Origin of the sequence: Vibrio atypicus (genome assembly GCF_009811315.1) — a bacterium.
GTDB lineage: Bacteria > Pseudomonadota > Gammaproteobacteria > Enterobacterales > Vibrionaceae > Vibrio > Vibrio atypicus.
The window spans coordinates 28,300-48,520 of sequence record NZ_BLID01000016.1 but is presented as its reverse complement, the minus strand read 5'-3'; the positions used below and the strand labels follow the sequence as shown (position 1 = coordinate 48,520).

Below are 20,221 nucleotides of genomic sequence, written 5' to 3'. Positions count from 1 at the left end.
ACTTCCATTTCTACTAGCTCTAGAAGCTCTTCATCATCAACCATGTCACATTTGTTCATGAATACGATGATGTAAGGAATACCAACCTGACGGCCTAGTAGGATGTGCTCACGAGTTTGTGGCATCGGACCATCTGTTGCAGCAACAACTAGGATACCACCGTCCATCTGTGCAGCACCTGTGATCATGTTTTTAACATAATCCGCGTGTCCTGGACAGTCTACGTGTGCGTAGTGACGTGCTGGAGTGTCGTACTCTACGTGAGAAGTAGCGATTGTGATACCGCGCTCACGCTCTTCTGGAGCGTTATCGATAGATGCGAAGTCTTTCGCAACACCACCGTACACTTTTGCAAGTGTAGTACAGATAGCAGCAGTTAGAGTTGTTTTACCGTGGTCAACGTGGCCGATAGTACCAACGTTAACGTGCGGTTTAGTACGTTCAAATTTTTCTTTAGACACGATCGTGTTCCTTCCTAGTTATGATTCGCCGCGATCATTATTGACCGAGACGCGCCAGAAATTGCTATTTTATGCGCCAACGTCAGTCAGCGCAATATTTGGACGCATTGATCTTCAAAAAAAACCAGACTTTTTTCAGATCAAGACGTTTTATAAGTAACCACGCGCTGCAATGATTTTATCTGCAAAGTTTTTCGGTACTTCAGCGTACTCGTTAAACTCCATAGAGTAAGACGCACGGCCTTGAGTTGCAGAACGTAGGTCAGTTGCGTAACCAAACATCTCAGATAGAGGTACTTGAGCGCGGACGATCTTAATACCCGCCACACCGTCATCCATACCTTCGATCATGCCGCGGCGACGGTTAAGGTCACCAACAACATCACCCATCCAATCTTCAGGAGTCGTTACTTCAACATTCATCATAGGCTCAAGAAGCACAGGTTGCGCTTCAAGCGATCCTTTCTTGAATGCCATCGAGCCGGCGATCTTAAACGCCATCTCGTTAGAGTCAACATCGTGGTAAGAACCATCGAACAGCGTTGCTTTAATGTCTAGTACCGGGTAACCCGCTACAACACCACTGTTCATTTGCTCTTCGATACCTTTCGATACCGAGCTGATGTATTCCTTAGGAACCACACCGCCCACAATTTCGTCAACAAAGACAAAACCTTCGCCAGGTTCAGATGGCTCCAGTTTGATCCATACGTGACCGTACTGACCACGACCACCAGATTGACGAACAAATTTACCTTCAACTTCCGCGCTTCCACGGATCGTTTCACGGTAAGCAACCTGAGGTTTACCTACATTACAGTCAACGCTGAATTCGCGCTTCATACGGTCAACGATGATATCCAGGTGAAGCTCACCCATACCAGAGATCAGAGTCTGACCCGTTTCATCGTCCGTTTCGACACGGAAAGAAGGGTCTTCTGCCGCTAGTTTACCTAGTGCAATACCCATCTTTTCTTGATCGGCAACAGAGCGTGGCTCTACCGCGATCTGAATAACAGGATCAGGGAATTCCATGCGTTCCAGAATCACTTTATGGTTCTGGTCACACAGAGTGTCACCTGTAGTCACGTCTTTTAGGCCAATCGCTGCCGCGATATCGCCCGCACGGACTTCTTTAATTTCGTCACGCTTATTTGAGTGCATCTGTACGATACGACCAAAGCGTTCTTTCTTCTGCTTAACAGAGTTATAAACTGCATCACCAGAGTTCACGACACCCGAGTAAACACGCATAAAGGTTAGCGTACCTACGAATGGGTCAGTTGCGATCTTAAATGCTAGTGCTGAAAACGGTTCGTTGTCGTCTGCATGACGCTCAACTTCATTTTCGTTTTCATCAATACCTTTAATCGCAGGAACGTCTACTGGTGAAGGCAAGTATTCCACAACTGCATCTAGTACCGCTTGAACACCTTTGTTTTTGAACGCACTTCCACAAGTGGCCAGTACGATTTCGTTATTTAGTGTGCGAGTACGTAGAGCTTGTTTGATCTCTGCTTCAGTCAGTTCGCCTTCTTCAAGGTATTTATCCATCAGCTCTTCAGTCGCTTCTGCTGCTGACTCAACTAAGTTGTTGCGCCACTCTTCAGCGATTTCTAACATATCAGCTGGGATATCTTCGTAAGTGAAGGTCGTACCTTGATCTTCTTCATTCCAGTTGATCATCTTCATCTTGATCAGGTCGATAACACCCTTGAAATCTTCTTCCGAACCAACGTTAAGCTGGATAGGAACAGGGTTCGCACCAAGACGGTTTTTGATTTGATCAACAACGCGTAGGAAGTCAGCTCCTGCACGGTCCATCTTGTTGACGAATACCATACGTGGAACATGGTACTTGTCAGCTTGACGCCATACAGTTTCAGATTGAGGTTCAACACCTGATGAACCACAGAACACAACAACAGCGCCATCAAGTACGCGTAGTGAACGCTCTACTTCGATAGTGAAATCTACGTGTCCAGGGGTATCGATGATGTTGATGCGGTGGTCTTGGAATTGCGCTTCCATACCACGCCAGAAAGTGGTAGTCGCAGCTGAGGTGATTGTGATACCACGCTCTTGCTCCTGCTCCATCCAGTCCATGGTAGCAGCACCATCGTGCACTTCACCGATTTTATGAGAAAGACCAGTATAGAACAGAATACGTTCACTTGTGGTTGTTTTACCTGCGTCTACGTGAGCGACGATACCAATATTACGGTAGCGCTCAATAGGTGTTTTACGAGCCACGATTGAATCCTCTTGAATTAGGGACTATTGCTATCTCTAGTAGATTTTAGGACTGCATCACGCAATTTTCCTTACCCCTAGATATAGCAATAGTTCCTAAGCTTGCGCATAGGAACTAGAGTAGCGCCGCAGGGATCCCTGCGGCACAGAAAGGTATTACCAACGGTAATGTGCGAACGCTTTGTTTGCGTCAGCCATGCGGTGAACGTCTTCACGTTTCTTAACCGCAGTACCTTTGTTCTCAGACGCGTCTAGCATTTCAGCAGCTAGGCGTTGAGCCATAGATTTTTCACCACGCTTACGCGCAGCTTCAACCAACCAACGCATAGCAAGTGCGTTACGGCGAACCGGACGTACTTCTACAGGAACTTGGTAAGTTGAACCACCTACACGGCGAGATTTAACCTCTACCGCTGGGCGAACATTTTCAAGAGCTTCTTCAAATACAGCTAAGTGATCTTTACCAGATTTCTCAGCCATAGCATCTAGTGCAGTGTAAACGATTTTCTCTGCAGTAGATTTCTTACCGTCAACCATAAGGATGTTAACGAATTTTGCCAGCAGTTCAGATTTGAACTTTGGATCTGGAAGGATCTTACGCTGACCAATGACGCGACGACGTGGCATGGATTTTCTCCGTTGTCTTCTTCAGGTTTTATCCAAAACTTTTCAGTTTTTTCAAAAAATTAAAAATAATTTAGTGTTTGGCCTTACTTAACGGATACCATTAAGACTTAGGACGCTTCACACCGTACTTAGAACGACCTTGTTTACGGTCATTTACGCCAGCACAGTCTAGTGCGCCGCGAACAGTGTGGTAACGTACACCCGGAAGGTCTTTAACACGACCACCACGGATTAGAACAACTGAGTGCTCTTGAAGGTTGTGACCTTCACCGCCGATGTACGAAGTCACTTCGAAGCCGTTCGTTAGACGAACACGACATACTTTACGAAGTGCTGAGTTAGGTTTTTTAGGTGTAGTAGTGTAAACACGAGTACATACACCACGTTTTTGTGGGCACGCTTCTAGTGCAGGCACGTTGCTTTTAACAACTTGCTTTGCACGAGGCTTACGTACCAACTGGTTAATAGTTGCCATTAACTAGCTCCTGATTTACTTGAAAGTAAGCTTTGTGAAAAATCTATCCCAAATCACCATTGGCAATTAGGGACGCAAAATTCTATGCAGCAGTGGGATGTGTGTCAAGAAATATACGGATCTTTTTTTGTCCAATACACTTTTCTAGCCGTAAACCTCAACAGACGGTATGGTCTTTAGTTCCAGGTTAAAGATTGCTCACATTGAACAGTCAACGAAACAAAACCAGAATAAGGGATAACACGCAGTGACGGGCTGACTCGATTTAAGATACCTCGCGCAGCTAAATCGTTCTCTAATACCGAGGTTGATAGGCCTTTAATCTGACCAAAATCTTTATGTTGTGGGTTCGCCGCATAAACAGCATCTTCTATCAGCAATAGCTCATCGCTTTCAGAAATATACTGTGTGGCTTCACTCAATGCTTGAGTCGACTTAATAATATGTAACATGCTGGCCTCAGAATGATAGTAGCTTGCCCGCTTTCTGCAGCAGAGCTTTAAGTTCAGCGCGTTCTAATGGCTTGGCATCAATGACCAAATCCGCTTGTGCGAGGCCTCGTTCAGCCAAAGAAGCACGACAGACGTATACTTGCTCAATATCATACAAATCAAACAATTTGAGCATAGGTGCATAATCTTTACTTAAAATCGTCTCTGGTTGCTGACCATTCAACAGTTGATAAACACCATCACCAACAAAAATGACACTAATGTCTTCGCAATAGGCAGAAGCCGCCAATAGAGCATCGACGCCCTCTCGCCCTGCAGCACTGCCATGAGGCGCGCTACGAAATAGATAGGTTAATTGACTCAAAACTGTACCACTCTATCTTGGGTTAGCATAGCTTCTGCCAAACTGCCTAAACCTGCCTGTGAGAAGCTCTCAGCAAGGTTACTTTGTGCTAAACCATGTTGGCTTGCCTCATCCTCACTGATCACGCCACGGCGCAATGCAGCAGCTACACAGGTCTCTAAACGGATTTGATACTCATCGGCTAAGGTATGCCACGCTTTGGCTAAATCAAACTCATCGTTAGCCGGTACACTGAGCGCACTGCCATTGGTCACACCATCTTGATAAAAGAACACACTCACAAGTGTATGCTCTTGCTCAATCAACGCTTTTGCAAATTGGTAGGCACTTCGAGCAGACTGACTACCGTATAAAGGGCCGTTGACGACCAAGGTATAAGTCAGAGTGCTCACTCTTCGTCATCCTCAGTTTTACGCTGACGAATGTAGAGGTAAACCGTGTGCTTAGAGATATTTAATCGGTCTGCAACGCGATTAATCGCATCTTTGATATCAAAGATCCCTTTGTCATACAGTTCCATCACGATCTGACGGTTCTTCGTATTATTCGATACCGACTTATCGGCATTGATCTCTTCAATCGTGCGCTCAACCGTCTGGTCCACCAGTTCTTCAACATCGCTTGCGAAGTTCACTGATGAGGCAGCTTGTTTCGCCTCTTCCGTCGGCATGAATGATTGCAATACCTGAGAAAATGGCGCATCTAAGTTCACGTTGATACATAACAGGCCAATGACACGATTCTCACCGTTACGAATGGCAACGGTAATCGACTTCATCAATACACCGCCTTTCGCACGGGTGAAGTACGAACGAGAAAAGTTACGCTCAGAGCCTTCAATATCTTTCAACATTTTTAGCGCCAAGTCAGTGATTGGAGAACCGACCTGTCGGCCTGTATTTTCACCATTGGCAATTTTGATTGCAGAGGTATTAAGATCTTCCAAAGAGTGAAGAACGATTTCACAAAATGGGCCGATCAAGCTAGCGATGCCATCAACAACGGCCTCATAAGATCTCAGGATGATTTTATCGTGCTCAGAAAATGGCATCACGTTGACAGATTCCATTTCGAGCAACATCTCCGCATTTATTGTTTCTGTAGTGGTCATAAGTCTTCGAGCGAAAAATCAACAAATTGGTGTAAGTTTATCAGAAATTTTGAATAGAACACCTAGCTAAGCGACCATCTAGTGATTTAGAACAAATAAATGAGACAACAGCGACATACTAAAGGCACAAAAAAGCCCGGCAAATGCCAGGCCTTTGGTTTAAACAGAGAAAATACGATTACTGAACCGCTTCTTCGCCGTTATCGATTTTCAGAAGCTCAACTTCAAATACAAGTGTTGAGTTAGCAGGAATCGTTGGTGTGTCTTGTTGGCCGTATGCAAGCTCTGGCGGGATAACGAACTTGAATTTAGAACCGACAGGCATTAGCTGAACGCCTTCAGTCCAACCCGGGATTACACGGTTCAGTGGGAATGTCGCAGGTTCGCCACGATCGTATGAGCTATCAAACTGAGTACCATCAATCAATGTACCTTTGTAGTGTACTTGAACCGTATCAGTATCTTTAGGTTGCTCACCTTCTGCCGCCGTCATCACTTGGTAAAGTAGGCCTGTGTCGGTTTGCGTCACACCGTCTTGCTTAGCAAATTCTGTGCGGAAATCATCACCTGCTTTTTTAGCAGCTTCTGCTTTTTCAGCCGCTTGCTTTTGCATTGTTTCAGCAACACGCTTGTCTAGAGATTCAAGTGCAGCGCGCGTCTCTTCTTCGTTTAGCTCTGCTTTACCTTCGAATACGTGTTCGATACCTTTCAGTACAAGATCTTTGTTCAGAGTAATACCAATTTCGCTTGGCTTATCTAGGCTTGTACTTAGGTAGTTAGCAAACGAAACACCAATTGCGTACGCCGCTTTGTCATCGTCGGTTTTAAAGTGTACCGCTTTACCTGTTTCCGCTTGAGCCTGTTCTACTGCTGGTGCAGCTTCTGCTTTAGGCTCTTCTTCTTTCTGACAACCCGCCGCTAGTGCAACTGTTGCCGCAAGCAACGTCACTTTAAAAATAGATTTCATTGAACTCTCCAATTGAGACTTTTGTCTTTGTGCACAAATCGTTAAGAAAGACTGGTGCGCACTCGCATGTTGTACCAATATAACCAATATGTGTCCGAAATAAACGAAACCAAGTGGATAATTGGACTTGATGCGAATAATTTTTAACACTCTACTCGTTACTATTGTCATCTCAGCGTTAAATGGGTGTTTTTTCTCCACCCAAGATGTTCAACGCTGGGACATCGAATTACAGGGCACCACCAGCTTTGCATTAAGCCGCGATGCTCGCTTTGCGTTACTTTATTCCAAAGAGCACCACTTGGTTCTTTGGGATTTAACAGAAAACCAAGAGCTCGCATCACTCGGTGAACAAGATCCTGAGGCCAATACCGTGTCTCGCATTCGAATTTCCGATAACGGTCGTTTCGCCGTGACCGCCACTCAAATGAACTTTGCTGTGTGGGACCTTGCTTGGACTCAAGCTGAAGGACTATGGTCGATATCAGATGGATTAATCCGCGATATCGACATCGCCAGTAACGGTGATCAAGTGTTACTCGGCCTATCCAACGGTAAAGCGATTTACGTCAATTTAGTCACCGGGCGCCGCTTAGAGTTCCTCGCTCATAATGAAAAAGTTAATTCTGTCGCTTTGGCACCCAATGGTCGTTTTGCACTATCCGGCGGCAACGACTACAAAGCCTATTTATGGAACACTAATACTGGCCAAATTTTGCATACCTTTGAACACGAGCAGCGCGTTAACAGAGTCGCCTTACAGCGGGACGGAAAATACGCGTTCACCTCTGATGGTGGCAACCAGGCAATGATATGGGATTTAGCATCAGGAGAAGAGATCTCGCAATTAAGTAGCTTCTCTCGCCAACTAATTTTCTCTGCTGCAAGGTTCTCTGATGATGGGCAATATCTGACGACGGGTACGCCATCAGGTCGCCTCATGGTTTGGGATGCTTTAACAGGTAAACAGATCGAGCGATTTGACGTCGAGCCACTAAAAGATACTCGCCCTCCTCGCGCAGTGGTGTATGATGCAGCCTTTGACAGTCAAAGCCGTGTCGTATCGGCAACCTCAGCAGGCATTGCCCAAGCTTGGGAGGTGGACTATTAACAACAAAAGAACCGTTAGTGATGACAGAGAAGCGAATTGAAGAGTTAGAAGGTCGCGTTAATGACCTAGAGTGCCAGTTGGCCTTTCAAGAACAAACTATTGAAGAGTTAAACGATGCTCTGAGTCAGCAGCAAATGCTGATCACTAAGATGCGAGATCAAATGAAGTACGTTGTAGGCAAGGTAAAAAATATGGATTCATCCAACCTCGCCGATCAATCGGAAGAGACACCGCCTCCCCACTACTAAGCGGCCATTGGCTAACGCTAACCGTTAGCCAAATACGTAGGCTATCACCGCCCCAGCGACGACTAAACACCCACCAATACGACGTAATTGATTATCCGGTTGTTGACTGAGTTCAGCTACCATACGACGCCAACCATTCGGCGCAATCAATGGCCCAAGCCCTTCCACGATCAAAACTAAACCAATCGCTAGCCAAACTGCGTTAGACATTTCATTTCCCTCACACTGTTACGGAACATTAGAAACAAAAAAGGCTCCGTACAAATCGGAGCCTTTTCATTAGTGTACTTAAGCTTATTTCGCTTCTGCGCCTGCAGCATTATTCATGTACTGGAAGAATTCACTCTTCGGATCCAATACAAGAATATCGCTCTTGTTGCTAAACGATTTTTCGTACGCTTTCAAAGAACGCATGAAGCTAAAGAACTCAGGATCTTTGTTGTAGGCATCTGAGTAAATTTTTGCAGCTGTTGCATCCGCTTCACCACGTGTTACACGCGCTGTTTTGTCCGCTTCAGCAAGCACAGTTGCCACTTCAAGTTCCGCTTGCGCTCGAATAACTTCAGCTTTCTCACGACCTTGAGAGCGGTGCTTACGAGCTACTGATTCACGTTCAGCACGCATACGCTTATAGATTGAGTCACTGATGTTGTCAGGAAGGTTGATTTTCTTCATACGGAAATCAACAATCTCAACACCAAGGTCAGCTAGCGCGCTATCACGTGTACCTTCCAGTACATTTTCCATGATCTTATCGCGTTCACCATCAATCTCTAATGCTTCTTTTGCCGCTTCTGTTGTCACTTCTTCGCTATCAACGCTATCTGGTAACACGTCTTTGTTACGTGGACCAGAAACGATTTGCTTGATTTCACGAGCACCGATTTCAGAACGTAGTACATCTGTTACTTTACGCTCAAGTAGCGCTTCAGCTGTCAGGTTATTACCACCACCAGTTGTCAGGTAGAAGCGACCAAAATCAGCAATACGCCATTTCACGTAGGTATCGATGATAACGTCTTTTTTCTCAGACGTTACGAAACGGTCTGAACGGCCGTCCATCGTTTGAATACGAGCATCTAGCGTTTTTACTCGGTCAAATAAAGGCATCTTGAAGTGAAGTCCAGGCTCGTAAATTTTCGAAACGCCGTTGTCATCTAGGACACGACCAAATCGAATTACCAGGCCTCGCTCACCTTCTTGAATAACGAATACTGACATTAGCAGCAGTGCAATCGTTACGACCAATACAGGGATCATTAACTTACGCATTCTTAATATCTCCCTTGACGTGAACCAGTTGAACGAGATTGTGAGTCTGAAGTTGTATCAGCCTGTTGAGACTCAAGCTCAATTTGGTCATAAGCTGAAGAAGACTTCGTCTTACGCTTCGTTTGAGTTTGACCTTCACCAGCAGCTAGCTTATCGATCGGCAAGTACAGTAGATTGCCGCTTGATTCTGAATCAATCAGAACTTTCGATGTGCTTGAGTACACTTCTTCCATCGTATCTAGGTACAGACGGTTACGCGTTACTTCTGGAGCCGCTTGATATTCAGGAAGCAGTTTTTCAAACTGAGCAACTTGACCTAGCGCTTCATTCACTGTGCGCTCAGAGTAACCCAATGCTTCTTTCTTCAGACGCTCAGCACGACCTGTCGCTTTCGGAAGAATATCGTTACGGTAAGCTTCTGCTTCACGTTCAAAACGCTCTTCATCCTCTCGAGCTGCAATCGCATCATCGAATGCGTCTTTTACTTGCTCAGGTGGACGTGCAGACTGGAAGTTGACATCAACAATCACTACACCCATGTCGTAGCTATCGATGATTTGATTCAACGTCTCTTGTGTGCTTTGACGAATTTGTTGACGACCACTTGTCAGGATACTATCCATCAAAGAGTCACCCACTACAGCACGTAGTGCAGAATCTGTTGCTTGGCGTAAGCTGTCATCTGCGTTCGTTACGCGGAATAGGTATTTGTATGGATCTGCAACACGGTACTGCACGTCCATAGCAACGGTTACTACGTTTTCATCTTTAGTCAGCATTAGACCAGATGAACGTAGCGAGCGAATCGCCTGAACGTTAACCGCTTCGTACTCATCAATAAAGCGAGGACGCCAGTTAAGACCAGGATCGACCACGCGATCGTATTTACCTAGACGTAGCACAACACCACGCTCTGCTTCACCAATAGTGTAAAAGCCAGCAAAGAACCAGATTGCTACTGCGATTGCTGCGATAACGCCTAAACCTAGTACGCTACCACCGCCGCCAATAGACGGTCCATTACCACCTTTGCCACCAAACTTTCCACCCAGTTTCTGACTCAGTTTATTAAAGACTTCGTCCAAGTCTGGCGGTCCTTGATCACGGCCACCTTTGTTACCACGATTGTTGTTACCCCAAGGGTCATTATCGCGGCCATTGTTGCCGTTGTTATTACCAGGCTCATTCCACGCCATTAGAAAGCTCCATCATTTGATATGACGTTATACTGTAGCAGTCATTTAAGTAACTATAAAGTCACGTAAAACTGCCTCATCTCTTTTTTCAAGTCTAGACCAATCTACTTGTTGCATGCGAACATCAATCAACAAGTTACCTTCTTGGTCATACTCTTCTCGTTGAATACAATTCATCTGGAAGAATGTACTACGAAGTCTGCCTTGATGTTGTGGCGGAATTCGCATTTGGTACTGAACCATTTGACTTGCCAAACGCTCAGTTAACGCGTCAAACAAGAGATCAATGCCCTTGCCTTCCATCGCTGAAACCCAAACCGTGTGAGGGACACCTTCGTCGTCTCGGTCGATTCGCGGTTTCTGACCTTCTAGGTTATCGATCTTATTCATGACAACCAAAGCTGGAATTTCATCCGCTTCGATCTCTGCGAGTACATCATGAACAGCTTGAATATTCTCACGAAAACGCTCATCACTGGCATCAACAACATGTAACAAAATGTCAGCTTCTTGCGTTTCTTGAAGTGTTGCTTTGAATGCAGCAACCAAATCGTGCGGTAGATGACGAATGAATCCAACCGTATCAGCCAAAATCGCAGGGCCAACATCTGCTAGATCGATCTTACGTAAAGTCGGGTCCAATGTAGCAAATAATTGATCCGCGGCATAAACGCCCGCTGATGTGATTCGGTTAAATAGTGTCGACTTCCCTGCATTGGTGTAACCAACTAGGGAGATTGTTGGGATTTCCGCTCGATTTCTTGCACGGCGACCTTGTTCACGCTGCTTAGCGACTTTCTCTAAGCGACGCAATATCGTCTTGATACGAACACGCAATAAACGTCGGTCAGTTTCTAACTGAGTTTCACCTGGACCACGTAACCCGATACCACCTTTTTGTCTTTCAAGGTGTGTCCAACCACGAATAAGTCGAGTAGAGATATGGCGTAGCTGAGCAAGTTCAACTTGCAGCTTACCTTCGTGGGTACGGGCTCGCTGAGCAAAAATATCTAAAATCAGACCAGTGCGGTCTAGGACTCGACATTTACACAGCGCTTCGAGGTTACGTTCTTGGGCAGGAGAGAGGGCGTGATTAAAAATCACAATATCAGCACCAGCCAACTGCACGGTTTGCGCAATCTCCTGGGCCTTACCCTCTCCGACATAGTATTTAGGGTGTGGTGACTGACGGCTTCCTGTTACAACTTGTAGCGAAGAAACCCCAGCTGAAGAGACCAGCATCTCAAACTCACTGAGATCTTCCCACTCCCCTTCTTGCGTGAAGTTGATATGAACAAGTACGGCTCGCTCACCGGCTTCATAACGGTCAAACAAGCAATCAACTCCTTAAAATAATACTCGTTTTATAAGTCAGAAAATTAATCTTCTGACTTCTCTTGCTGACGCTCACCGCCTTGTGGACGATCACCGCTGTGGTGGCTCACTGGACGAGCCGGCACAACTGTAGAGATAGCGTGCTTGTATACCATTTGGTTTACTGTGTTTTTCAGCAAGATAACAAATTGGTCAAAAGATTCGATCTGACCTTGTAGTTTAATTCCGTTTACAAGGTAGATAGACACTGGAATACGTTCACGACGTAATGCATTTAAGAATGGGTCTTGTAGAGATTGCCCCTTAGCCATTTTTATTTTCCTTATTTTGTAATTTTGTTTTAGTTATTTAGCTAGTGGTGCGCTGCGAAAAATGTGCAGCCTTTTAAATCTGAGCTAAACGTATAAAAAAACGCCCTGTCATTACCTTTTATGACGACTTTAAGTCGAAATTTCAAGTAACTGATCCTTTACAGGGTACATTCACGCAAAAGCGATCACATTATACACAGCTAAAACCGTCAGATGCTATTGCATTTGAAACAGTTTCTAACGCTTCGTCAATGTCCTCGCTATCTAACCAAGTTAAATTATCCCAGCTGCGCAACCAGGTAATTTGTCGCTTGGCCAACTGGCGGGTTGCACAAACACCTTTAAAAATAGCGTCATCAAGCGTGCAATTCCCATCCAAATAGTCCCACATCTGTCGATAACCGACACATCGGATAGAAGGAAGATCTGGGTGAAGATCATCGCGCGCATAGAGCGTACGCATCTCTTCTTCAAATCCTGCTTCCATCATTTTTTCAAATCGAAGTTCGATACGACGATGGAGTTCTGCCCTTTCCTTGGGAGCAATTGCGAACTGCTTTACACGAAATGGCAATGCATCACCTTTCGTTTGAGTCAGTTCAGTAAGAGTTTTACCTGAAATTCGATAAACTTCCAATGCCCGTGACAATCTTTGTGGATCATTCGGGTGGATTCGCTCAGCTGAGACAGGATCTATCTCTTTCAATTGATCGTGCAGCACGTCCCAGCCTTGAGTCAATGCTTCTTGTTCAATTTGCTGACGAATTTCAGGGTTTGCGGCCGGAAGAGGTGACAAACCTTCCAATAATGCTTTGTAATAGAGCATGGTACCGCCCACCAGAAGAGGGATCTTACCTTGCTCTACTATCTTATTCATTTCATTCAGAGCATCACGACGAAAGTCAGCAACAGAATACGCTTCATTTGGATCGAGAATATCAATCAAACGATGAGGCGCTAGAGCTTGCTCCTGCGCATCAGGTTTTGCCGTGCCTATATCCATCCCTTTGTAGATCAAGGCTGAATCGACAGAAATGATTTCTACTGGGTATTTCTTATGAAGGCGGATCGCTAGTTCAGTCTTGCCTGATGCTGTTGGCCCCATTAAAAACAGTGCCAAAGGTAATTCTTTATTCATCATAATTCTAATGCTGCAATCGTTGCAGAAAAATCAACGGGTCTTACGAAAGTCTGATCGCTCAAAGGAAGCTGTCCTTGCCAAAGCTGCTCTATGTCCGCAATGATCTGAATTGCTTCCGACAAAGTGTAGTCGCTTTTTACTTGCGTGATACGATCACTCAACCAATTTGCCAATTGAATGGGTTCAAGCGTCTGCTGAGCTGCCAGACATGAAGCGGCGTAAGATAACAGATCTGGTACCAGTTGTTGTAAGTTTTGTTGCCTCAATGGCTGAGGGACGCTCATGACCATCAAAGCGTGGTGACCGCGAGGTTTTAACTCAATACCAAAACTCATCAACAGCGGTTCCAACTGTTGCGCTGCCTGTAAGCATTCACTCTCTAACTTAAGGGATAAGGGCACCAACAGTGGTTGGCATTTTAAATTACCGTCACGTGTAGAAAGTTGGCCATTCACGCGCAACCATTCCGCTTTAGCTAGATTAACCAATCTGGTTCCTGCTTTATCCCCCATCACGAGATAACGACCTTGTGCCATGCTAATCGCTTTACCTAATGATTCGACCACCTGAGGCTGAGAGGGTTCATTGACAATCTCACATGGTGCTACTTGAGCAGAGCTTTGCGAAGAAATTTCGGGCGTTTTTAATAGCTCTTGATACGCTTTGACTTCTCGCTTTGTTGGCGCAGGCTCACCATAACGTTCAGGGGCTTTCAGTTTGGAGGGCGCAGGTCGGGATTCTTGCCATTCATTGCGAGGAGTAGCTTCACGTACAGCATCGCGACTTTCACTATACCCCGCTTTACCCGGATACAAAGGGGTTTGCTCAACCGCCTGATAAACACGCTCGGGTACCACTGGCACTTGAGGCTCGTCTTGAGGAGGTGTAGGTGTTACCTGAGGTTCATCCTGAACATGGAATGCCGAAGCGTTCACTTCAGGCTTATCAATATGAGCACTTTGTGCCAGCGCATCACTCAAGGCCTGATAGATAAAATCATGCACCAAGCGAGCTTGATGAAAACGCACTTCATGCTTTGCCGGGTGAACGTTAACATCGACTTGATGTGGATCTATTTCAATAAATAGAACGTAAGTTGCAAATTGATCAGGGCGTAAGCTGTTCTCATAACTCTGTCTGATAGCGTGATTGATTAGCTTGTCACGCATCATACGACCATTGACGTAACAGTATTGTAGATCACTTTGTTGTCGAGCCCCCTCCGGCGTGGTGATCCAGCCATGAAGTTTAAGCCCTTGGTGCTCAAGTTCAATTTTCAGCATGTTACGAACAAACGGATTACCGCATACAGCAGCAATGCGTTTCTCAGCTTGAATCTCCGTTTTCGCCGCTCGATACTGTTTCACTAGCTTCCCGTTATGGCGCAGATTGATAGTGACATCAAAACGGCTTAATGCGATTCGCTTTAGCAATTCATCAATATGAGTAAATTCAGTTTTCTCAGTACGCAAAAATTTGCGTCTTGCTGGCGTATTAAAAAACAGATCCAGTACTTCAACTGTGGTCCCAATAGGATGAGCCGTTGGCTGAAGCTTCACCTCCATATCGCGACCTTCGGTATAGGCAGACCAAGCTTGCTCTTGCGTCGCAGGACGTGATGTCATGGTAAGACGAGCAACCGAACTAATACTGGCTAGTGCTTCACCACGAAAACCTAAGCTTATGATCGCTTCAAGATCATCTAACGTGTGAATTTTTGAAGTCGCATGACGACTCAGAGCGAGACCAAGCTCATCTTTAACGATACCTTTGCCGTTGTCTCGAACTCGAATCAGCTTAGCACCGCCTTTCTCGATATCGATATCGATGCGAGTAGCACCAGAGTCCAAGCTGTTTTCAACCAACTCTTTCACTACCGATGCAGGCCTTTCAACCACTTCACCTGCAGCAATCTGGTTGGCTAAGCGAGCTGGAAGTATCTTAATCGTCATGCGTACAATTCACCGTTAGTTATGCGGGATGATAAGAACTTGGCCGATGGCAAGCTCATCACTGCGCAAGTTATTTGCTTTTCGTAAGCTACTAACGCTCACTCCATACTTGCTGGCGATCTTGCCTAAAAACTCACCGCGGGCGACTTTATGTTTGCGCAAAGGTTGATCCTTCATGCTGACAGTAATTTTCAGTTTTTGGCCTAGCTTAAGCGTATCCGACTTCAGCTTATTCTCACGTTTAATATCAGCAACAGACACTTTGTAGCGTGCAGCTATCTTACCTAAGTAATCACCACGTTGAACGACATGAGTTACTGTCTTCGTTTCGACTGGATTGGCAACCACAGGAACCGATACTTTTGTTGAGCCACCCGGAATCGTCAGCATCTGACCAACCTTAATATTGCTGCTTTTCAGCTTATTGGTCTGCATGATGGCTTTAGTTGTCGTGCCATATTTCTTCGCTATCAAAGAAAGTGACTCACCACGTGATACTTTATGCTTCACTGTTTTACCACGATTAGCAAATAAGGTGCCTTCCGGCGGGTTTGCTTCAAAGTACTGAACAATCGCCTTCGCCAATGCGCGAGCAAGCTTGTCTTGGTGGCTACGTTGGAACAGGAGCTTCTCTTCGGTCGGGTTAGAAATAAAACCAGTCTCAACCAATACAGAAGGGATATCTGGCGATTTCAATACTGCCAAGCTCGCGTTAACTGGCTCTTTCTTGTGTAAACGCACTCCCACACGACTCATTTCTCGCAAGATCTTAGTCGCTACCTTATAACCCTCTTTTTGAGAGTGACTAAATTGAAGATCCAGCAAGGTTTGACTGACATTTTTGTCATTGTTGTTCTTAGCAAGCACTTGGCCTGCACCGCCCAACAACTGAGACTGCTCTTCGTGGTTTTCTACCCAACGAGCAATTTCGGTATTCGCTCGGCGTGTATTCAACACAAACACGGAACCACCACGTGGTTTTGGCGAGTGGAATGCATCCGCGTGAATCGACACTAGTAAATGTGCTTTGTTCTTGCGCGCAATCTCTGAGCGCTTGTTCAGGTTGACGTAATAGTCACTTCGACGAGTCAACACAGCCTTCATACCAGGTACCGCATTAATCTGATCAGCAATTTTCTTAGAAATCGCTAATGTCGCATGCTTTTCATATTTACGTGTTGGGCCGATAGAACCTGGATCTTCACCACCGTGACCAGCATCAATAGCAACCACGATATCAGCACTGCCTGCTAATTGAGATGCATCTCGACTAACGGAGCTTGTAGTTGAAGTCGATGGCTTAGTGGCTGGCTGCGCCGATGTACTCGCCCCATGAGGCATATCAATCACGAGACGGTGACCATATTGGCCGCCAGGTGTCGGAGCCAATTTAAAAATCTGTGGCGTGACTTTTTTCTTCAGCTCAAGCACCAAGCGATAAGTGCTTTTATTCGGTGGTGAGCTTTTGCGAATCTTCTTTAATACAGGGCTCTCTGAAACAGTGATCGGCAGCTTAGTGCTCAAGGTTGTTTGCTTAAGGTCCACCACTAAACGTTCTGGACTACTCAGAGTAAAATAGCTGAAATCAGCTTCTGACTTTAAGTCAATGACAACACGTGTCTCATCCGGAGATGGCCAAACGCGCACCCCTTCAAGCGCGTTTGCAAATACCAATGAAGGCAGTAAAGAGAGAGCTAAGAGAAAAGGGAAAAATGCAGCTCGTAACAGTTTACTAATTAACATAACTCCAACTGTTCAAGTAATTGAAATCCATAATCGTTATTCGCGGTCAATTCAGCAACACGCTGTTCACCGTTATAGCGCAATTCAATATCCAGATCTGCCGATGGAAGCATACCTTGGCCTTTTTCTGGCCATTCAACCAAACAGATCGCGTCTGGTGTGAAATAATCTCGAATGCCCATAAATTCAAGCTCTTCAGGATCAGCCAAACGATAGAGATCAAAATGGTACACTTGCCATTGATCCAGTTGGTATGGTTCAACCAACGTATATGTAGGGCTCTTAACATTTCCTTGATGGCCTAATGCACGCACGAAACCACGGCTAAAAGTTGTTTTACCCGCACCTAAGTCACCATGTAGGTAAATGGTGGTTTGCTGAGAGCACTCCTTTGCCAAGGCTGTACCTAGTGCAATCGTGGCTTGCTCATCTTTGAGGGCAAATTGTTTCGTGCTCATGAAGATCAATCTCTACTTTGTGACTATAAAAAACTCAAAAGAACAGGAATAGTAAACTGGGTTGGATTTAAGTGACAAGGGGTGTTGTGTAAGTAAAAGCCAAATTCAGTGATTTCTTGCGGATATTCTTGGAATACTTGGCTAGATCCAGCTATTAAGATCCGTTAAGATCCGGCCCCCAATTCACCAGAGTGACCAGCATGGACTATCAAGCGCTTGCAGACAAGATCAAAGTTTGGGCCGTAGAACTCGGCTTTCAAAAAGTGGGGATCTGCGATGTCGATTTAAGCGAGCACGAAGCAGAGCTACAAAAGTGGCTGGATGCTGGTTACCACGGCTCTATGGATTGGATGGCCCGCCATGGCATGATGCGTGCGAGACCTGATGAGCTTCTCCCAGGAACTGTCCGTGTGATTAGCGCACGTATGGACTACCTTCCTCCAGAAGCGCAGTTTGCTGCCAACCTTTCCGATCCAACTCAAGCTTATGTCAGTCGATACGCTTTAGGTCGCGATTATCATAAATTGGTTCGAAACCAGCTAAAAAAGCTAGGGCAAAAGATTGAACAAGAGGTCGGTCAGTTTGGCTATCGTCCATTCGTAGACTCTGCACCTATACTAGAGCGCCCTCTAGCACAAAAAGCGGGGCTTGGTTGGACAGGTAAGCATTCACTTATTCTAGACAAAGAATGCGGCTCTTGGTTCTTCCTCGGCGAATTATTGATTGATTTACCGTTACCAGTGGATGAACCAACACAACTCGACTGCGGAAAGTGTAAAGCTTGTATCACCTCCTGCCCAACAGGCGCGATAGTCGACGAAGGAGTTGTGGATGCGAGACGCTGTATCTCTTATTTAACGATAGAGTTTGACGGAGTGATTCCTGAAGAATTTCGCCATGCCATGGGTAATCGAGTCTATGGATGTGATGATTGCCAACTCGTATGCCCTTGGAATCGTTTCGCTCAAATTACCGAGCAGCAAGATTTTCATCGTAGAGATGCTTTTAAAGACTCAAATTTAGTCGAACTATTTCTATGGGATGAAACAACCTTTCTCAAATATATGGAAGGCTCTCCAATCCGACGAATCGGTCATATTCAATGGATGCGCAACCTATCTATCGCAATGGGGAATGGTCCATTCTCGCAATCGGTTGTTAACGCTCTCGAGTCTCGCCAGGGGCTAAGCGACGTATTGGATGAACATATTGATTGGGCTCTCAAGCAACAGTGGGCTCAGTTACCAATAAAAGAGAATTCAACGAAACAACAGCGTTTAATCCGAATCATTGAAAAAGGCTTGCCTAGGGATGCATAAACCCTGCCCTAATGCACGAGTCTAAACTTGATTTAGCTCTAAAAACTGAAATGTGGAAAAAAGACGAGATACCTGCTTGTTTTATTACAGCTAAATAAGTTAATCACAAGAGCAACAAATGACTAGGATCAAAAAACAGTCACTTAATGATCGAATGGCAGACTCTAAAAACCTTCCAGAAACCCAATAAAACCCAATAAATACAATAAGTTAAAAAATATTACACGGCAAAGTGGAAGCATGAAAAAGCAAAAGATCCGAAAAACCTCAGGTTATACATAATGTAGAATCAGGTTACCCACCAAGTTATCCACATGATTTGGTTTGTGGATAAGTCTGTTAATGGATGTCCAAAAGCCTGGTTCACCTAGGCTTACCATAAGAGTTTTTGTTTAAGCACATCCCGTGCTGAATTTTTATTAGAGACATAAAAACGCCCACCTGGCATCAGGAGGACTAATTATGTTTTTTGGTTGATGCTTCGCAGCATTAGATAAAGAGCGGTGACCGTATGGTCTATCAAATGATGTGTCATTTGAAGGAGATTTGGAGCGTCTCGGCTAGATTCAGTCACGAGGTTCCTCGTGTAAGCCAAGCACTCTAAAATTTGGAGCGACACACGAGGTTCGAACTCGTGACCTCAACCTTGGCAAGGTTGCGCTCTACCAACTGAGCTAGTGTCGCATTTTGTCATCGTTAAGCACAATGAGAGCTATTGTCCCCACTTAAAATAAAGTGGAGCGACACACGAGGTTCGAACTCGTGACCTCAACCTTGGCAAGGTTGCGCTCTACCAACTGAGCTAGTGTCGCATTCTTGTATTTCAACAAGTAAATTGGTTGCGGGAGCCGGATTTGAACCAACGACCTTCGGGTTATGAGCCCGACGAGCTACCAAACTGCTCCATCCCGCGTCCGATTTATACTCACCGTTAAAGTACGGTAACAACTATTGCTTTACTGCCGGAGCAATAAAACCAATTTGGAGCGTCTCGGCTGGATTCAGTCACGAGGTTCCTCGTGTGAGCCAAGCACTCTAAAATTTGGAGCGACACACGAGGTTCGAACTCGTGACCTCAACCTTGGCAAGGTTGCGCTCTACCAACTGAGCTAGTGTCGCATATTCTCATAAGAGAATTGGTTGCGGGGCCTGGATGTAAACCGATGACCTTCGCTAGGTTTATGAACAGCTGAGCCCGACGAGCTAGCGAATCACAACACCTTTAAATTTGGTTGCGGGGGCCGGATTTGAACCGACGACCTTCGGGTTATGAGCCCGACGAGCTACCAAGCTGCTCCACCCCGCGTCCGTATTCATCATTCAAAGCATGATGAGCGCTTATTAAATTGGAGCGACACACGAGGTTCGAACTCGTGACCTCAACCTTGGCAAGGTTGCGCTCTACCAACTGAGCTAGTGTCGCAT

Annotated in this window: 21 protein-coding genes and 6 tRNA genes; 3 read left to right on the top strand and 24 right to left on the bottom strand. The window is 45.5% G+C overall.

What is annotated here, in order from left to right:
• From GVO60_RS21585 to fkpA, 9 genes are all read right to left on the bottom strand, one after another.
• The coding region (locus tag GVO60_RS21585; RefSeq protein ID WP_159656289.1) for a GTP-binding protein at positions 1-461 on the bottom strand (461 nt) is incomplete at its 3' end.
• 150 nt (positions 462-611) lie between these two features.
• Positions 612-2,714: an elongation factor G gene (gene fusA, locus GVO60_RS21580; RefSeq protein ID WP_159657749.1), complete on the bottom strand. Its 2,103-nt coding sequence runs from the start codon at positions 2,712-2,714 to the stop codon at positions 612-614.
• Between the two features lie 156 nt (positions 2,715-2,870).
• Positions 2,871-3,341 carry a 30S ribosomal protein S7 gene (rpsG, locus tag GVO60_RS21575; protein ID WP_004415829.1) on the bottom strand — a complete coding sequence of 157 codons (471 nt, stop codon included), beginning with the start codon at positions 3,339-3,341 and terminating at the stop codon, positions 2,871-2,873.
• Positions 3,342-3,441: 100 nt separating this feature from the next.
• The gene (gene rpsL / locus GVO60_RS21570; RefSeq protein WP_004399892.1) at positions 3,442-3,816 is read right to left on the bottom strand and encodes a 30S ribosomal protein S12; all 375 of its coding nucleotides are present in this window, start codon (positions 3,814-3,816) and stop codon (positions 3,442-3,444) included.
• Between the two features lie 176 nt (positions 3,817-3,992).
• On the bottom strand, positions 3,993-4,268 hold the full coding sequence (tusB, locus tag GVO60_RS21565) for a sulfurtransferase complex subunit TusB (RefSeq protein ID WP_159657747.1): 276 nt from the start codon (positions 4,266-4,268) through the stop codon (positions 3,993-3,995).
• A gap of 7 nt (positions 4,269-4,275) precedes the next feature.
• The gene (tusC, locus tag GVO60_RS21560) at positions 4,276-4,632 is read right to left on the bottom strand and encodes a sulfurtransferase complex subunit TusC (protein WP_159657745.1); all 357 of its coding nucleotides are present in this window, start codon (positions 4,630-4,632) and stop codon (positions 4,276-4,278) included.
• A complete protein-coding gene (gene tusD, locus GVO60_RS21555) occupies positions 4,629-5,024 on the bottom strand; it encodes a sulfurtransferase complex subunit TusD (RefSeq protein WP_159657743.1) in 396 nt (131 codons plus the stop codon). The genes tusC and tusD overlap by 4 nt, the downstream gene beginning before the upstream one ends.
• The gene (locus GVO60_RS21550; protein ID WP_159657741.1) at positions 5,021-5,743 is read right to left on the bottom strand and encodes a helix-turn-helix transcriptional regulator; all 723 of its coding nucleotides are present in this window, start codon (positions 5,741-5,743) and stop codon (positions 5,021-5,023) included. Before GVO60_RS21550 ends, tusD begins: the two co-directional genes overlap by 4 nt.
• Positions 5,744-5,921: 178 nt before the next feature.
• Positions 5,922-6,710 (bottom strand): FKBP-type peptidyl-prolyl cis-trans isomerase, encoded by a 789-nt coding sequence (gene fkpA, locus GVO60_RS21545; RefSeq protein ID WP_159657739.1) that lies wholly within the window; start codon positions 6,708-6,710, stop codon positions 5,922-5,924.
• A 130-nt stretch (positions 6,711-6,840) separates the two neighbouring features.
• On the opposite strand from fkpA, the gene GVO60_RS21540 reads away from it, so the two are divergent.
• Both GVO60_RS21540 and GVO60_RS21535 read left to right on the top strand, forming a co-directional pair.
• Entirely contained in the window at positions 6,841-7,821 is a 981-nt protein-coding gene (locus tag GVO60_RS21540) for a WD40 repeat domain-containing protein (protein WP_159657737.1), read from the top strand.
• Between the two features lie 20 nt (positions 7,822-7,841).
• On the top strand, positions 7,842-8,069 hold the full coding sequence (locus tag GVO60_RS21535) for a SlyX family protein (protein WP_159657751.1): 228 nt from the start codon (positions 7,842-7,844) through the stop codon (positions 8,067-8,069).
• Positions 8,070-8,093: 24 nt separating this feature from the next.
• On the opposite strand, the gene GVO60_RS21530 is transcribed toward GVO60_RS21535, so the two are convergent.
• The 9 genes from GVO60_RS21530 to tsaE form a co-directional block, all read right to left on the bottom strand.
• A complete protein-coding gene (locus GVO60_RS21530) occupies positions 8,094-8,279 on the bottom strand; it encodes a DUF2065 domain-containing protein (RefSeq protein ID WP_159657735.1) in 186 nt (61 codons plus the stop codon).
• A gap of 84 nt (positions 8,280-8,363) precedes the next feature.
• Complete coding sequence (gene hflC, locus GVO60_RS21525) at positions 8,364-9,341, bottom strand: protease modulator HflC (protein ID WP_159657733.1); 978 nt, start codon at positions 9,339-9,341, stop codon at positions 8,364-8,366.
• A 2-nt stretch (positions 9,342-9,343) separates the two neighbouring features.
• A complete protein-coding gene (gene hflK, locus GVO60_RS21520) occupies positions 9,344-10,537 on the bottom strand; it encodes an FtsH protease activity modulator HflK (RefSeq protein WP_159657731.1) in 1,194 nt (397 codons plus the stop codon).
• 45 nt (positions 10,538-10,582) lie between these two features.
• Entirely contained in the window at positions 10,583-11,872 is a 1,290-nt protein-coding gene (gene hflX, locus GVO60_RS21515) for a ribosome rescue GTPase HflX (protein ID WP_159657729.1), read from the bottom strand.
• A gap of 44 nt (positions 11,873-11,916) precedes the next feature.
• Positions 11,917-12,183: an RNA chaperone Hfq gene (gene hfq / locus GVO60_RS21510; protein ID WP_005476744.1), complete on the bottom strand. Its 267-nt coding sequence runs from the start codon at positions 12,181-12,183 to the stop codon at positions 11,917-11,919.
• A 190-nt stretch (positions 12,184-12,373) separates the two neighbouring features.
• The gene (gene miaA, locus GVO60_RS21505; protein ID WP_174855906.1) at positions 12,374-13,321 is read right to left on the bottom strand and encodes a tRNA (adenosine(37)-N6)-dimethylallyltransferase MiaA; all 948 of its coding nucleotides are present in this window, start codon (positions 13,319-13,321) and stop codon (positions 12,374-12,376) included.
• Positions 13,321-15,276, bottom strand: a complete 1,956-nt coding sequence (gene mutL, locus GVO60_RS21500) for a DNA mismatch repair endonuclease MutL (protein WP_159657725.1) — start codon at positions 15,274-15,276, stop codon at positions 13,321-13,323. The genes miaA and mutL overlap by 1 nt, the downstream gene beginning before the upstream one ends.
• 15 nt (positions 15,277-15,291) lie before the next feature.
• On the bottom strand, positions 15,292-17,019 hold the full coding sequence (locus GVO60_RS21495) for a LysM peptidoglycan-binding domain-containing protein (protein WP_159657723.1): 1,728 nt from the start codon (positions 17,017-17,019) through the stop codon (positions 15,292-15,294).
• Positions 17,013-17,477: a tRNA (adenosine(37)-N6)-threonylcarbamoyltransferase complex ATPase subunit type 1 TsaE gene (gene tsaE / locus GVO60_RS21490; protein WP_159657721.1), complete on the bottom strand. Its 465-nt coding sequence runs from the start codon at positions 17,475-17,477 to the stop codon at positions 17,013-17,015. Before tsaE ends, GVO60_RS21495 begins: the two co-directional genes overlap by 7 nt.
• A gap of 200 nt (positions 17,478-17,677) precedes the next feature.
• Here tsaE and queG point away from each other — a divergent pair, with 200 nt between their 5' ends.
• Complete coding sequence (gene queG / locus GVO60_RS21485) at positions 17,678-18,796, top strand: tRNA epoxyqueuosine(34) reductase QueG (protein WP_159657719.1); 1,119 nt, start codon at positions 17,678-17,680, stop codon at positions 18,794-18,796.
• Positions 18,797-19,404: 608 nt separating this feature from the next.
• On the opposite strand, the gene GVO60_RS21480 is transcribed toward queG, so the two are convergent.
• The 6 genes from GVO60_RS21480 to GVO60_RS21455 form a co-directional block, all read right to left on the bottom strand.
• Positions 19,405-19,480: transfer RNA gene (locus GVO60_RS21480), tRNA-Gly, on the bottom strand.
• A 52-nt stretch (positions 19,481-19,532) separates the two neighbouring features.
• Positions 19,533-19,608 (bottom strand) — tRNA-Gly (locus GVO60_RS21475).
• A 24-nt stretch (positions 19,609-19,632) separates the two neighbouring features.
• Positions 19,633-19,709 (bottom strand) — tRNA-Met (locus GVO60_RS21470).
• Positions 19,710-19,839: 130 nt separating this feature from the next.
• Positions 19,840-19,915: transfer RNA gene (locus tag GVO60_RS21465), tRNA-Gly, on the bottom strand.
• A gap of 110 nt (positions 19,916-20,025) precedes the next feature.
• A tRNA-Met gene (locus tag GVO60_RS21460) sits at positions 20,026-20,102 on the bottom strand.
• Positions 20,103-20,143: 41 nt separating this feature from the next.
• Positions 20,144-20,219, bottom strand: a tRNA-Gly gene (locus GVO60_RS21455).
• Between the last annotated feature and the right edge of the window lie 2 nt (positions 20,220-20,221).